Origin of the sequence: Nonomuraea sp. NBC_00507, assembly GCF_036013525.1 — a bacterium.
Classification (GTDB): Bacteria; Actinomycetota; Actinomycetes; order Streptosporangiales; family Streptosporangiaceae; genus Nonomuraea.
The window spans coordinates 797,372-812,317 of the sequence record NZ_CP107853.1; the positions used below are offsets into that span (position 1 = coordinate 797,372).

13 protein-coding genes are annotated in these 14,946 nt (G+C 68.1%); all 13 read right to left on the minus strand.

All coding sequences use genetic code 11. The annotated features are described in order from the left end of the window. Positions 1-10: 10 nt before the first annotated feature. Positions 11-1,600 (minus strand): NADH-quinone oxidoreductase subunit NuoN, encoded by a 1,590-nt coding sequence (nuoN, locus tag OHA25_RS04160; RefSeq protein ID WP_327586299.1) that lies wholly within the window; start codon positions 1,598-1,600, stop codon positions 11-13. Continuing rightward, the gene (locus tag OHA25_RS04165; RefSeq protein WP_327586300.1) at positions 1,597-3,156 is read right to left on the minus strand and encodes an NADH-quinone oxidoreductase subunit M; all 1,560 of its coding nucleotides are present in this window, start codon (positions 3,154-3,156) and stop codon (positions 1,597-1,599) included. The genes nuoN and OHA25_RS04165 overlap by 4 nt, the downstream gene beginning before the upstream one ends. Then, positions 3,156-4,997: an NADH-quinone oxidoreductase subunit L gene (gene nuoL, locus OHA25_RS04170; protein WP_327590921.1), complete on the minus strand. Its 1,842-nt coding sequence runs from the start codon at positions 4,995-4,997 to the stop codon at positions 3,156-3,158. The genes OHA25_RS04165 and nuoL overlap by 1 nt, the downstream gene beginning before the upstream one ends. 73 nt (positions 4,998-5,070) lie before the next feature. Then, entirely contained in the window at positions 5,071-5,367 is a 297-nt protein-coding gene (gene nuoK, locus OHA25_RS04175; RefSeq protein ID WP_305914431.1) for an NADH-quinone oxidoreductase subunit NuoK, read from the minus strand. Further along, positions 5,364-6,194, minus strand: coding sequence for an NADH-quinone oxidoreductase subunit J (locus OHA25_RS04180; protein ID WP_327586301.1), 831 nt, complete (start codon positions 6,192-6,194; stop codon positions 5,364-5,366). Before OHA25_RS04180 ends, nuoK begins: the two co-directional genes overlap by 4 nt. Continuing rightward, positions 6,187-6,702, minus strand: coding sequence for an NADH-quinone oxidoreductase subunit NuoI (gene nuoI, locus OHA25_RS04185; protein ID WP_305914429.1), 516 nt, complete (start codon positions 6,700-6,702; stop codon positions 6,187-6,189). The genes OHA25_RS04180 and nuoI overlap by 8 nt, the downstream gene beginning before the upstream one ends. Next, entirely contained in the window at positions 6,689-7,990 is a 1,302-nt protein-coding gene (nuoH, locus tag OHA25_RS04190; protein ID WP_327586302.1) for an NADH-quinone oxidoreductase subunit NuoH, read from the minus strand. The genes nuoI and nuoH overlap by 14 nt, the downstream gene beginning before the upstream one ends. Then, positions 7,987-10,362, minus strand: coding sequence for an NADH-quinone oxidoreductase subunit G (locus OHA25_RS04195; protein WP_327586303.1), 2,376 nt, complete (start codon positions 10,360-10,362; stop codon positions 7,987-7,989). Before OHA25_RS04195 ends, nuoH begins: the two co-directional genes overlap by 4 nt. Further along, positions 10,359-11,648, minus strand: coding sequence for an NADH-quinone oxidoreductase subunit NuoF (gene nuoF, locus OHA25_RS04200; protein ID WP_327586304.1), 1,290 nt, complete (start codon positions 11,646-11,648; stop codon positions 10,359-10,361). Before nuoF ends, OHA25_RS04195 begins: the two co-directional genes overlap by 4 nt. After that, positions 11,645-12,382 (minus strand): NADH-quinone oxidoreductase subunit NuoE, encoded by a 738-nt coding sequence (nuoE, locus tag OHA25_RS04205; protein ID WP_327586305.1) that lies wholly within the window; start codon positions 12,380-12,382, stop codon positions 11,645-11,647. The genes nuoF and nuoE overlap by 4 nt, the downstream gene beginning before the upstream one ends. Next, a complete protein-coding gene (locus OHA25_RS04210) occupies positions 12,369-13,694 on the minus strand; it encodes an NADH-quinone oxidoreductase subunit D (RefSeq protein ID WP_327586306.1) in 1,326 nt (441 codons plus the stop codon). Before OHA25_RS04210 ends, nuoE begins: the two co-directional genes overlap by 14 nt. Continuing rightward, positions 13,691-14,395 (minus strand): NADH-quinone oxidoreductase subunit C, encoded by a 705-nt coding sequence (locus OHA25_RS04215; protein ID WP_442942054.1) that lies wholly within the window; start codon positions 14,393-14,395, stop codon positions 13,691-13,693. Before OHA25_RS04215 ends, OHA25_RS04210 begins: the two co-directional genes overlap by 4 nt. Next, complete coding sequence (locus OHA25_RS04220) at positions 14,392-14,943, minus strand: NuoB/complex I 20 kDa subunit family protein (protein ID WP_305914423.1); 552 nt, start codon at positions 14,941-14,943, stop codon at positions 14,392-14,394. Before OHA25_RS04220 ends, OHA25_RS04215 begins: the two co-directional genes overlap by 4 nt. Positions 14,944-14,946: the final 3 nt, after the last annotated feature.

A 14,946-nucleotide genomic window follows, 5' to 3' on the forward strand; every position in this document is an offset into this window, starting at 1 on the left:
CGAGATCCCCTTATCTGATGAACAAGCTGCTAGCAGCTTCGTTGGCAACGCTGAGCATGGACTCCGGGTAGAGCCCCACCCCTACGGTAACCAGCAGCGCGACGGCGATGACAGCCACGGTCCCCGCACTGGGCACCACGATCGCCGGGCCGTCGGCGGCCGGCTCGCTGAAGAACATCAGCACGATCACGCGCACGTAGAAGAACGCCGCGACGGCCGAGGCCACCACACCCACGACGACCAGTCCGGCCATCCAGCCGCCCATCGAGTCGCCAGGCTGCGTCCCGCTGTTGAGCGCGGCGGCGAAGACGGCGTACTTGCCGAAGAAGCCGCTGGTCAGCGGGATGCCGGCGAAGGCCAGCAGGAAGAAGGCGAACACCCCGGCCAGAATCGGGGCCCGCTTGCCGAGCCCGGCCCAGCGCGACAGGTGCCCGGCCTCGCCGCCGGGGTCGCGCACCAGCGTGACGATCGCGAACGCGCCGACCGTCGTGATGCCGTAGACCGCCAGGTAGAACAGGATCGCCTTCAGCGAGACCGCGTTCTGCTGCGCGGAGCCGAACGTGGCCATCACGCCGACGAGCAGGAAGCCCGCGTGCGCGATGGATGAGTAGGCCAGCATGCGCTTGATCTCGGTCTGCGTGATCGCCAGCACCGAGCCGACGACCATGGTCAGCGCCGCGATGACCCAGATGACAGGCCGCCAGTTCCAGTCGAGGTTGCCCAGACCCACCCAGAACACCCGCAGCACGGCGCCCACGGCCGCGACCAGCGTGCCCGAGGCCATCAGAGCGGTGATCGGGGTCGGGGCGCCCTGGTAGACGTCCGGCTTCCACGCCTGGAACGGCGCCGCGCCGATCTTGAACAGCAGGCCCACGCCGAGCAGCGCGAGCCCGATCATCAGCAGCGGGTCGAGCGCCGCGCCCTCGGCCAGGGCCTGGTTGATGCCGGGGAGCGAGACGGTGCCCGCGTACCCGTAGACCATCGCGGTGCCGTACAGGAAGAAGGCCGAGGAGAACGCGCCCAGCAGGAAGTACTTCATGGACGCCTCCTGCGACAGCAGGCGACGCCGGCGTGCCAGGCCGCACAGCAGGTAGAGCGGCAGCGACATGACCTCGAGGGCCACGAACATCATGAGCAGGTCGTGCGAGGCCGGGAAGAGCAGCATGCCGCCGACCGCGAACAACACCAGCGGGTAGACCTCGGTGTGGCCGGCGCCGCCGGTCACGGTCTCGGCCTCTTCCTCGTCGGCGCTGCCCGGCACGGCCGCGGCCGAGGCGACGAAGTGGCCCTCGTCGTTGATCAGCAGCACGCACACGAACGACAGGACGAGGATGACGCCCCAGATGAACAGTGACGGCCCGTCCACCGCGATCGCGCCCATGGCGGCGGCCGTCGTGGACACCTGGCCGCGCAGCACCTGCACGAGCACCAGTGCGAACGCGCCGAGCAGGCTCAGCAGAGTGAGCGGTACGTGGATCGCCTTACGCAGGTAACGCGGCGCGAACGCCTCGACGAGCACGCCGATGACGGCCGCGCCGAACACCACCAGCAGCGGCGCCAGCGTGCCGTACTCGATCGTCGGCGCTGGAATGGAGTTCACTGACCTGTCCCCTTCTCAGCGATGGTGGAGACCGGCACCTTCACGTTGGTCAGGGTCTCTTGCACGGACGGGTTGATCACGTCGAGCAGCGGCTTGGGGAAGAAGCCGAACCCGATGATCAGGGCGACCAGCGGGGCCAGCACCCAGATCTCGCGGGCGTTCAGGTCCTTGAACGCCTTGACCGGCTCGGCGGTCGGCCCGTTCATGACCCGCTGCACCATCCACAGGATGTAGACGGCCGCGAGGACCACGGCCACCGCGGAGATGACGGCGGCCGCCGTCAGCGCCCCGGAGCCATGGGCCGCGCTCGAGTAGGTCCCGATCATGACCATGAACTCGCTGACGAACGACGACAGACCGGGCAGCGACAGCCCCGCCAGACCGGCGACCAGGAAGAAGCCCGCCAGCACCGGCGCGACCTTCTGCACGCCTCCGTAGTCCTCGATGTACGGCGAGCCACGCCGGGCGATGAGGAAGCCGGCGGCCAGGAACAGCGCGCCGGTGGCGAAGCCGTGGTTGACCATGTAGAGGGCGGCGCCGGACTGGGCGACGTCCGACATGGCGAACACGCCGAGCACGATGAAGCCGAAGTGCGAGATCGACGTGTAGGCGATGAGCCGCTTCATGTCGTTCTGCCCGATGGCCACGATGGCGCCGTAGATGATGCTGATGACCGCGAGCACGACGATCGGCATCGTGAACGCCTTGGCCGCCTCCGGGAACAGCTCCAGGCAGAAGCGCAGCATGCCGAACGTGCCGACCTTGTCCAGCACGCCCACCAGCAGCACGGCGGCCCCGGCCGGCGCCTGCGCGGCCGCGTCGGGCAGCCACGTGTGCACCGGCCACAGCGGCGCCTTGATCGCGAAGGCGATGAAGAACCCGGCGAACAGCCACTTCTGCATGGCAGGGTCCTGGATGGCCCCGATCAGCTCGGGGAACATGAACGTGTTCTTGCCGGCCACGAAGTAGAGCCCGATGACCGCGACCAGCATGAGCAGGCCGCCGAACAGCGAGTACAGCAGGAACTTCACGGCCGCGTAGGACCGCTGGGCGCCGCCGTACGAGCCGATCATGAAGTACATCGGGATCAGCATCGCTTCGAAGAAGACGTAGAAGAGGAAGATGTCGGTCGCCGCGAAGACGCCGATCATCATCGTCTCCAGCACCAGCAGCAGCGAGAAGTACGTCTTCACCGACCGCTTGGGCGCGATCACGGTGCCGTCGGCGCTCTTGACCCCGTCGGCGTCGTGCCAGGAGGCCAGCACCACGATCGGCACCAGCACCGCCGACAGCGCGATGAGCACGAGGGCCACGCCGTCGACGCCGACCCCGAACTTCACGCCGAAGCTGGGGATCCAGTTGTACTCGGCCACGAACTGGAACCGGTCGCCGTTGGGCTTGAACCCGGCGGCCATGACGCCCGTGAGCACCAGCACCAGCAGCGAGACCAGCAGCGTGACCTGCTTGGCCAGCTTGTCACTGCCCTTGGGGAGCAGGGCCACCACGATGGCGCCCACCACGGGCACCGCCATGAGTATCGGAAGCCAGGGTGACATCAGATGGTCCCAACGAGGAGCAGGGCGCCGGTCAGCAGGGCGGCACCGATGAAGATGGACAACGCGTACGTTCTGGCGAAGCCCGTCTGGATCCGCCTGAGGCGCCCGGAGCTGCCGCCGATGCCCGCGGCCAGGCCGTTGACCAGCCCGTCGACGCCGCGGTTGTCGAAGAACACGGCGAGGCGGGTCAGCCACTGGCCGGGGCGCATGAACAGCGACTCGTTGAGCGCGTCACCGTACAGGTCGCGGCGGGCGAACGTGGTGAGGAACGAACCGCGCGGCTGCACGGCGGGCACCTCCACCCGGCCGTACCGCATCCAGGCGAAGGCCGCACCCACGGCGACCAGCGCCAGCGTGGCGAGACCCGGCGTGCTGGTGAAGTGGAACTCCGGCAGCTCCGCCGGCCGTCCGACCGCCGGCGCCAGGAACAGCAGGAGCCGGTTGCTCAGGACGAGGTAGCCGCCCAGGCCGATGGCGCCGATCGACAGGATGATCAACGGCCAGGTCATGACCGCCGGCGACTCGTGCGGGTGTGCGCCCTCGGCCCAGCGCTTCTGGCCGAAGAAGGTCATGAAGACCATCCGCGACATGTAGAAGCCGGTGATCCCGGCGCCGAGCACGGCCAGCCAACCCAGGATGGGCTGGTGGTGCACCGCGGTCTCGATGATGCCGTCCTTGGTGAAGTAACCGGACAGCAGCGGGAACCCGATGATCGCCAGGTAGCCGATGAAGAACGTGACGAAGGTCAGCGGCATGAACTTGCGCAGCCCGCCGTACTTCCGCATGTCGACTTCGTCGTTCATGCCGTGCATGACGGACCCGGCCCCGAGGAACAGATCGGCCTTGAAGAAGCCGTGCGTGATCAGGTGGCCAATCGCGAAGGCGTAGCCGGCCGGGCCGAGGCCCGCGCCCAGCATCATGTAGCCGATCTGCGACATCGTCGAACCGGCCAGGCCCTTCTTGATGTCGTCCTTCGCACAACCGATGATGGCACCGGCGAGCAGCGTGGCCGCACCCACGATGGCCACGGCCAGCGCGGCGCCGGAGCCCTCGGGGAAGAAGTACACCCCGGACCGGACCACCAAGTAGACGCCGGCGGTGACCATGGTCGCGGCGTGGATCAGGGCCGACACCGGAGTCGGGCCCTCCATGGCGTCCAGGAGCCAGGACTGCAGCGGCAGCTGCGCCGACTTGCCGCAGGCGCCGAGGAGCAGCAGCAGCCCGATGGCGAGCGTGGTGCCGTTCTCGGCCTGAATCGGCTTGAGCTCCGCGAAGGACAGCGTCTGGTACGTCGTGAAGATCACGAACATGCCGACCAGCAGGCCGAAGTCACCGACGCGGTTGACCACGAACGCCTTCTTGGCCGCGACCGCCGCCGACGGCTTGAACTGCCAGAACCCGATCAGCAGGTACGACGCCAGACCGACGCCCTCCCAGCCGATGAACAGGCCCACGTAGTTGTCGGCCAGCACCAGCAGCAGCATCGCCGCCACGAACAGGTTGAGATAGGCGAAGAACCTGCGCCGGTGCTCGTCGTGCGACATGTAGCCGATCGAGTAGATGTGGATCAGCGAACCCACACCGGTGATCAGCAGCGCGAAGCTGATCGACAGCGGGTCGATCAGCAGCCCGATGTTGATGTCGAGGTTGGGGATGAACTCCCACAGGTGCACCGCCCGGCGGCGCTCGTTCTCCCCAAAGCCGATGAGCTCGACGAACGCCAGCACCGCCACGACGAACGAGGCGAGGGACATGGCCACGCCCAGCAGATGGCCCCAGCGGTCGGTGAGCCGGTTGAACGCCAGCAGGATGAACGCTCCCAGCAACGGGAAAGCGATCATCAGCCAGGCGTTGCCGATCACGCCGCCGGTGTGCTGGGCGATCTGAGCGATTTCAGATTCCACCAGTCACCTCTTAGTACTTCAGCAGGTTGGCGTCGTCGACCGACGCGGACCTGCGGGTTCGGAAGATCGTCACGATGATGGCGAGGCCTACCACGACCTCGGCCGCGGCCACCACCATCACGAAGAACGCGATGATCTGGCCTTCCAAGTTGCCGACCTGCCTGGAGAAGGCGACGAACGCGAGGTTGCAGGCGTTGAGCATGAGCTCCACGCACATGAACACCACGATCGCGTTACGCCTGATCAGCACGCCGATGGCGCCGATGGCGAACAACAGGCCGGACAGGACGAGGTATTGCGTCGTCATTTGTTCACCTCGTTGGTGGTCTGCTCGGCGTCCTGCTCCTCGGCCTCGTCGCGCGCGTGGATGTCGCGCTCCTCGGCGTCTTCCTCGACCGTGTGCTTGATGGCCGCGGCGAACCTGGGGTCAGCGGGCAGGTGGTCGTGCTCGACGTCGTAGCGCGCGATGTAGCGGTTGACCGAGGACTCCGCGACCGTCCCGTCGGGCAGCAGCGCCGGCATGTCGATGGCGTTGCCGGTGGCGTACGTGCCGGGCCCCGGCAGCGCCGACGGCCGGTCGCCGGCGAACCTGGCCCGTGCCAGGTCCTTCTGCGTGGGCTTGTCAGTGAGCCGCTCGCGGTGCGCCAGCACCATGGCGCCCAGCGCTGCGGTGATCAGCAGCGCCGAGGTGATCTCGAACGCGAAGACGTACTTGGTAAATATCAGCAGCGCGATCGAGCGGATGTAGCCGCCCTGCGCCGTGGCCTGCGTCAGCCCGACCTCGGGAGCGAAGATCGCGTTGCCCACGGCCAGGATGATCAGCGTGGCGAAGCCGATGCCGGCGAGCACCGCCCAGAAGCGCTGGCCCCTGATCGTCTCGACGAAGGAGTCGGACGAGTCCACGCCCACCAGCATGAGCACGAACAGGAACAGCATCATGACGGCGCCGGTGTAGACGATGATCTGCACCGCGGCCAGGAAAGGCGCGTCCTGCACCGCGTACAGGACCGCGAGGCAGAGCATCACCGTGCCGAGCATCAGCGCCGAGTACACGGCCTTCCGGTTGAAGACCATGCCGAGCGCGGCGCCGACGGACACGACGGCGAGCACCCAGAACGTGATGGTCTCACCCATTGGTCCGCCCCAGCCGGTAGTAGTCCTCTTCGGTCTCACCGAGCCGCATGGGGTGCGGCGGCTGCTCCATGCCCTGGGTCAGCGGCGCGAGCAACATCTCCTTGGTGAAGATGAGGCCCTCGCGGGTGCTGTCGGCGAGCTCGTACTCGTTGGTCATGGTGAGCGCGCGGGTCGGGCAGGCCTCGATGCAGAGGCCGCAGAGGATGCACCGCAGATAGTTGATCTGGTAGGTGCGGCCGTAACGCTCGCCCGGCGAGAAGCGCTCCTCATCGGTGTTGTCCGCGCCTTCGACGTAGATCGCGTCGGCCGGACACGCCCAGGCGCACAGCTCGCACCCCACGCACTTCTCCAGCCCGTCGGGCCAGCGGTTGAGCTGGTGACGCCCGTGGAAGCGAGGAGCCGTCGGCCTCTTCTCCTCCGGGTAGTTCGTCGTGACGGGCTTCTTGAACATCGTATGGAAGGTGACCCCGAAGCCTTTGACGGGGTTCAGCCAATCAGTTAGTCCCACTGGGAATCTCCTTGTGCTGCACCCCGTGGTAGTGCGGCAGATCGAGCGGCGGCACCGGGAAGCCACCCTTCGTCGGCTCGTTGGACAGTTCCTCGAACTCGGCTTCGACCTGGGCCTTCCTGGCTTCCTTGCGCCGCTGGTTGACGGTGTCGAACCGCATCCAGATGGCCAGCGCCCCGACCACGATGATCCCGGTGACCGCGAGACTGATCATCCGGGAGTCCACGTTGATCACCACGCTGCGCACGCCGGCGACCAGCAGGATCCACGCCAGGTTGACCGGGATCAGCACCTTCCAGCCCAGCGACATGAGCTGGTCGTACCGCACCCGCGGCAGCGACGCCCGCACCCACACGATGAAGCTGAAGGTCAGCACGAACTTGATGAAGAACCACAACACCGGCCACCAGCCCGTGTTGGCGCCCTCCCACAGCGAGATCGGGAACGGCGCCCGCCACCCGCCGAGGAACAGCGTCACCGCGATGCCGGAGGCGGTGAACGTGTGCAGGTATTCACCCATCATGATCAGGGCGAACTTCAGCGACGAGGAGTATTCGGTCTGGAACCCGCCGACCAGCTCACCCTCACCCTCGGGCAGGTCGAACGGAATGCGGGCGGCCTCACCGAACATGCAGACCACGTAGATCAGGAACGACGGGAGCAGCAGGAACACATACCAGGTCTGCTCCTGCGCCGCGACGATCTCCGAGGTGGACAGCGTCCCGGCGAACAGGAACACCGCCACGAACGACAGGCCCATCGCGATCTCGTACGACACCACCTGCGCCGCCGACCGCAACCCGCCCAGCAGCGCGTACGGCGAGCGCGACGACCACCCGGCCAGCACCACCCCGTAGACCGACACCGCGCCCATGGCCAGCATGAACAGCACCGCCACCGGCAGGTCCACCAGCTGCAGCGGCGTCTGCACGCCGAACAGGTTGACCATCGGCCCGAACGGCACGATCGAGAAGGCCAGGAACGCCGGCACCACCATGATGATCGGCGCCAGCAGGTAGAGCACCTTGTCCACCGTGTTGGGGAAGAGGTCCTCCTTCAGGCCCATCTTCAGGCCGTCGGCCACGGACTGCAGCAGACCGAACTTACCGGCCCGGTTGGGGCCGTAGCGGTTCTGCATCCGCGAGATCAGCTTCCGCTCGAACCAGACGCCGAACAGCACGCCCAGCATCAGGAAGACGAACAGCATCACGGCCTTGATGATGGTGATCCACACGGGGTCCTGGCCGAAGTTGGCCAGGGTGGGATCGGCCGCGAGAACGTGGATCATGAGGCGCTCCCGATGGTGACGATGTCGCCGGCCACCGCACGCAGGTCGCGCGTGACCGAGCAGCCGCCGGAGTTCGAAGGCACCCAGACCACCCGGTCGGGCAGGTCGGCGACGCGCACCGGCAGCGTCACGTTGTCGCCGACGACGAGCTTGTCGCCGTCGGCGACGCCCAGCTCGGCGGCCGTGCTCTCGGAGACCAGTGCTTCGGCGGTGCGGGCGGTGCCCGCGAGGTACGGCTCGCCGTCCTGCAGCCTGCCGTCGTCGAGCAGCAGGTGCCAGGTGGCCAGCAGCGCCTGGCCCGCCTCCGGCACCTCCTGGGTGCGGGTCAGGGCGTTGGGGGCGCTGACCCGGCTGCCGCGCCAGGCGCCCAGGGTGGACAGCTCGCGGCGGGCGCCCTTGGCGTCCGGCAGGCCCAGGTGCACGTCCATCCGGTCGGCCAGGTTGCCGATCACGGCCAGGTCGCTCTGCAGGCCGGGAACCTTCAGCGGCGCCTCGAACGAGCGGCCGCGGCCCTCCCAGTTGACGAACGTGCCGGCCTTCTCCTGCACGGCGGCGACCGGCAGCACCACGTCGGCGCGGTCGGTGACGGCGCTGGCGCGGATCTCCAGGCTGACGATGAACGGCGTGTGCTCGAGCGCGTCGAGCGCCGCCGCCGGGTCGGCCAGGTCGTACGGGTCGACGCCGGCCACGACCAGCGCGTCGATGTCCCCGTCGCGGGCGGCCGTGAGGATGTCCGCGGCGTCGCGGCCGGGGGCGGTGGGCAGCGAGGACACGTTCCACGCCCGGGCGACCTCGGCCCTGGCGGTCTCGTCGTCCACCGGGCGGCCGATCGGCAGCAGGTTGGGCAGCGCGCCGGCCTCGACCGCGCCGCGCTCACCGGCCCTGCGCGGGATCCAGGCGAGCTTGCCACCGGAGGCGGCGGCCAGGCGCACCGCGGCGGACAGGGCGCCGGGCACGGTGGCCAGTCGCTCGCCCGCCAGGATGATCGTGCCCTCGGGCAGGGTGCCGACCAGGTCGCCGATCGCGTCGGCCTCGACGCCGGGCGCGGTGCGGATGAGCGTGCCGCCCATCTTCGCCAGGCCCGGGGAGGCGAACGGCGCGATCGAGCTGACCTTGAGCCCCTTCTTCATCCACGCCTTACGCAGGCGCAGGAAGACGATCGGGGACTCCTCTTCGGGCTCGAACCCGACGAGCAGCACGTGCGGGGCGTTCTCCAGGTCGCTGTAGCTGACCTCGATGCCCTTGCCGGCCACCGCGTGGGCCAGGAACTGCGCCTCCTCGGCGGAGTGCGGCCTGGCGCGGAAGTCGATGTCGTTGGTGCCCAGCGCGAGCCTGGCGAACTTGGCGTAGGCGTAGGCGTCCTCGACCGTGACCCTGCCGCCGACCAGCACACCCGCCTTGCCGCGGGCCTTGGCCAGGCCTTCGGCGGCGACGGTCAGCGCCTCCGGCCACGAGGCCGGCACGAGCACGCCTTCCTCGTTGCGGATCAATGGCGTCTTGAGCCGGTCGGGCTGCGTGGCGTAGGTGAACGCCCAGCGGCCCTTGTCGCAGTTCCACTCCTCGTTGACCTGCGGGTCGTTGCCCGCCAGGCGGCGGGTGACGCGGCCGCGCCGGTGGTCGGTGCGCTGGGCGCAACCGGCGGCGCAGTGCTCGCACGCGCTCGGCGTGGACACCAGGTCGAACGGGCGGGCGCGGAAGCGGTAAGCGGCGCCGGTGAGCGCGCCGACCGGGCAGATCTGCACCGTGTTGCCGGAGAAGTAGGAGTTGAACGGCTTGCCGTCGGCCGTACGCACCTGCTCCTTGGCCCCGCGCTCGAAGAACTCGATGAGCGGGTCGCCCGCGATCTGGTCGGAGAAGCGGATGCAGCGCGCACACTGCACGCAGCGCTCACGGTCCAGCAGCACCTGCGTGGACAGCGGCAGCGGCTTGGGGAAGGTGCGCTTCTGCTCCTGGAACCTGGACTCGCCGCGCCCGTTGGACATGGCCTGGTTCTGCAGCGGGCACTCCCCGCCCTTGTCACAGACCGGGCAGTCCAGCGGGTGGTTGAGGAGCAGGAACTCCATCGCCGACCGCTGCGCCTTCTCGGCGACCGGCGAGGTGAGCTGGGTCTGCACGACCATGCCCTCGGCGACCTCGATCGCGCACGACGGCTGCGGCTTGGGGAAGCCGCGGCCGTTGCCCGCGTCGGGGATGTCGACCAGACACTGGCGGCAGTTGGCCGCAGGGTCCAGCAGGGGGTGGTCGCAGAACCTGGGGATCTGGATGCCCAGCAGCTCGGCGGCCCGGATGATCAGGGTGCCCTTGGGGACACTGACCTGGAACCCGTCGATGGTCAGGGTCACCAGGTTCGTTTCTGTTTCTACGACGGTCACTGCTCACCCCAGAGAGTGGACTTCTTCGGGTCGAACGGGCAGCCGCCGATCTCGAAGTGCTTGAGGTACTCCTCACGGAAGTACTTCACGGAGGAGTGAATCGGGCTGGTCGCGCCGTCGCCCAGGGCACAGAACGAGCGGCCGAGGATGTTGTCCGCGATGTCGGTGATCGTGGTCAGGTCCTCCTCGGTGCCCTGGCCCTTCTCCAGGCGCTTGAGCACCTGCTTGAGCCAGTAGGTGCCCTCGCGGCACGGCGTGCACTTGCCGCACGACTCGTGCGCGTAGAACTCCGTCCACCGCAGCACGGTGCGGACCACGCAGGTGGTCTCGTCGAAGATCTGCAGCGCGCGGGTGCCGAGCATGGACCCCTTGGCGCCGACCGCCTCGAAGTCGAGCGGCACGTCGAGGTGCTCGTCGGTGAAGATCGGCGTGGACGAGCCGCCCGGGGTCCAGAACTTGATCTGGTGCCCCTCGCGGATGCCGCCGGCCATGTCGAGCAGCTCGCGCAGCGTGATGCCGAGCGGCGCCTCGTACTGGCCGGGGCGGGTCACGTGGCCGCTGAGCGAGAAGATGCCGAAGCCCTTGGACTTCTCGGTGCCCATCCCGGCGAACCAGTCGGCCCCGTTGGCGATGATCGAGGGAACACTGGCGATCGACTCGACGTTGTTGACGACAGTGGGCGAGGCGTAGAGGCCCGCCACGGCCGGGAACGGGGGCTTGAGCCGCGGTTGACCTCTGAAGCCCTCCAGCGAGTCGAGCAGCGCCGTCTCCTCGCCGCAGATGTACGCGCCCGCACCGCTGTGCACCACCAGCTCCAGGTCGTAGCCCGAGCCGAAGATGTCGCTGCCGAGATAACCCTTCTCGTACGCCTCCCGCACGGCCGCGTGCAGCCGCCGGATCACGTGCAGGACCTCGCCCCGCACGTAGATGAAGGCGTGGTTGGCCCGGATCGCGTAGGACGTGATGATGATGCCCTCGACCAGCGCGTGCGGGTTGGCCATCATGAGCGGGATGTCCTTGCAGGTGCCCGGCTCCGACTCGTCGGCGTTGACGACGAGGTAGTGCGGCTTGCCGTCGCCCTGCGGGATGAAGCCCCACTTCATGCCGGTGGGGAAGCCCGCGCCGCCGCGGCCGCGCAGGCCCGAGTCCTTGACGGCCTGGATGACGGCGTCGGGGTCCATGCCCAGCGCCTTCTTGGCCGCGTCGTACTCGCCGTAGACGTCGAGGGTGAAGGAGTTGGGCTGGTCCCAGTTCGCCGTCAGGACCGGTGTCAAAGTCGTCGTCATGCCTCCGGGGCCTTCCATCCTCTGGCCTTGGCCACCTTCAGGCCCTCCAGCGAGGGACCGGCCGCCGACGGGCCGTCGCCCGCCTGGTCGTCGGGCAGGCCCGCGAGCACCCGCGAGGCCTCCTTGAAGGTGCACAGCTTCTTCGGGCCGCGCGTGGGCCGCACGTCCTTGCCGTCACGCAGGTCGTCGACGAGCTGCTTGGCCGACTCGGGCGTCTGGTTGTCGAAGAACTCCCAGTTGACCATCATGACGGGCGCGAAGTCACAGGCCGCGTTGCACTCCAGGCGCTCCAGCGAGACCTTGCCGTCCGGGGTCGCCTCGTCGTGACCGACGCCGGCGTGCTCCGACAGCTCCTCCCAGATCTCGTCGCCGCCCATGACCGCGCACAGCGCGTTGATGCACACGCCGACGTGGTAGTCGCCGACGGGCTTGCGCTTGTACATGGTGTAGAAGGTCGCCACGCCCGTGACCTCGGCCTTGCTGATGCCCAGCATCTCCGCGCAGAACTCCTGCCCGTCGTCCGAGACGTAACCGTCCTCGGACTGGACGAGGTGGAGCAGCGGCAGCAGCGCCGACCGCGTCTTCGGGTAGCGCCCGATGATCTCCTTGGCGTCCCGCTCAAGACGCTCACGGACATCCGGTGAATAAGTCATGAGCGCGCCTCCGGCGCCCTCATGACTTGATAAGTGCTGTGTCCAATTGTTCGCTCGCGAAGCTCGCTCACCTGTCCACACCTCCCATGACGGGGTCGATAGATGCCACCGCGGCGATCACGTCGGCGACCTGGCCGCCCTCCGCCATCGCGGGGAAGCTCTGCAGGTTGCAGAAGGACGGCTCGCGGAAGTGCACGCGGTAGGGCCGGGTGCCGCCGTCGCTGACCACGTGCGCGCCGAGCTCGCCCTTGGGGGACTCGATGCTGGCGTACGCCTGCCCGGCCGGCACCCTGAAGCCCTCGGTCACCAGCTTGAAGTGGTGGATGAGGGCCTCCATCGAGGTGCCCATGATGTGGGCGATGTGGTCGGGCGAGTTGCCGAACCCGTCGGGGCCGAGCGCGAGCTGCGCCGGCCAGCCGATCTTCTTGTCCTCGATCATCACCGGGTCGCCCTTGAGTGGACCGGCGATGCGGTCCAGGGCCTGCTCGATGATCTTGAGGGACTCCTCCATCTCCTTCATGCGCACGAGGTAGCGCGAGTAGACGTCGCAGCCGCGCTCGGTGGGGACGTCGAACTCGTACGTCTCGTAGCCGCAGTAGGGCTGCGACTTGCGCAGGTCCCACGGCAGGCCCGCGGCGCGGAGGATCGGCCCTGTGACGCCGAGCGCCATGCAGCCGGTCAGGTCGAGGTAGGCCACGTCCCTGGTGCGGCGCACGTAGACGGGGTTTTCGTCCAGGAGCTTGCGGATGTCCTTGATCCGCTTGGGCATCTCCTTGAGGAACTCGCCGACCTTGTCCACCGCGCCGGCCGGCAGGTCCACGCTGACGCCGCCGGGGCGGACGTAGGCGTGGTTCATGCGCAGGCCGGTGATGTACTCGAACAGGTCCATGACCATCTCACGGTCGCGGTACCCGAACAGGAACGGCGTGGTCGCGCCCAGCTCCATGCCGAACGTGCCCATGGCCACCAGGTGCGAGGCGATGCGGTTGAGCTCCATCATCATCACGCGGATGGCCTGCGCCCGCTCGGGGACGCGGTCGGTGATGCCGAGCAGCTTCTCCACGCCCATGCTGTAGGCGGTCTCGTTGAAGATCGGCGAGAGGTAGTCCATGCGGGTCACGAACGTGGTCCCCTGGGTCCACGTCCGGAACTCCATGTTCTTCTCGATGCCGGTGTGCAGGTAGCCGATGACGCCGCGGGCCTCGGTCACCGTCTCACCGTCGAGGGTCAGGACCAGACGGAGCACGCCGTGGGTGGACGGGTGCTGCGGGCCCATGTTGACGACCAGGCGCTCTTCTTCGGTGTCGCGCGCCCCGGCGACGACCTGGTCCCAGTCGCCGCCGTTGACCGAGTAGACCTTGCCCTCGGTCGCCTCGTCATAAGCGGTGCTCATGAGTAGCTTCTCCTCTGGTCCGGCGCGGGGATGGTGGCGCCGCGGTATTCGACCGGGATGCCGCCCAGCGGGTAGTCCTTACGCTGCGGGTGACCGTCCCAGTCGTCCGGCATCATGATCCGGGTGAGCGCGGGATGGCCATCGAAGACGATCCCGAAGAAGTCGTACGTCTCCCGCTCATGCCAGTCGTGACCAGGGTAAACGCTCACAGTCGATGGGATGTGCGGGTCGGCGTCCGGCGCGCTCACCTCCACGCGCACCCGCCGGTTGTGCGTGATCGAGAGCAGGTGATAGACCGCGTGCAGCTCCTCGCCCACCAAGTGGGGGTAGTGCACCCCGGACACGCCGAGCGACAGCTCGAAACGCAGCGCCGGGTCGTCACGCAGCTTCTGGGCCACCTCGACGAGGCGCTCGCGCTTCACGTGCAGGGTCAGCTCGCCACGGTCCACGACCACGCGCTCGATGGCGTCGTCGAGCGCCAGGGTGTCGACGATCTCGTCGAAGTAGCTCCCGTACGGGCGGGGCGTGGAGATCTGCGGCGCCCGGCGGACGACGAGGCCGCCGTAGCCGGAGGTGTCGCCGGAGTCCGATGCCCCGAACATGCCACGCCTGGCGACGGGAGCCTCGGGCACCGCCGGGACCGGGACCTCGGGGGTCTCGCCGCTGTCCGGGCTGCCGGGGAGGTTGTCGGGCGAGGTCACTTCGCGGCCCCCTGGTCGATCAGCGGCAGCGTGCGCAGCGCCTGCAGCTCGAGCTCCTCGATCTGCTTGGCACGGTGCGCACCGAACTTCATGTTTTGAATCTTGTCGTGCAGCTTGACGATGGCGTCGATGAGCATCTCCGGCCGCGGCGGGCAGCCGGGCAGGTAGATGTCGACCGGCACGACATGGTCCACGCCCTGCACGATGGCGTAGTTGTTGAACATGCCGCCGCTGGAGGCGCACACGCCCATGGCGATGACCCACTTGGGCTCGGCCATCTGGTCGTAGATCTGGCGCAGCACGGGGGCCATCTTCTGAGAGACACGCCCGGCGACGATCATCAGGTCGGCCTGGCGAGGAGACGCCGAAGCGCGCTCCATGCCGAAGCGCGCCAGGTCGTAGTGGGGGCCGCCGGTGGCCATCAGTTCGATGGCGCAGCATGCCAACCCGAAGGTGGCCGGCCATACGGAGTTCTTGCGTGCCCATCCGGCGGCCTGTTCGACCGTGCTGAGGATGAACCCGCTGGGGAGTTTTTCTTCAAGTCCCATTTT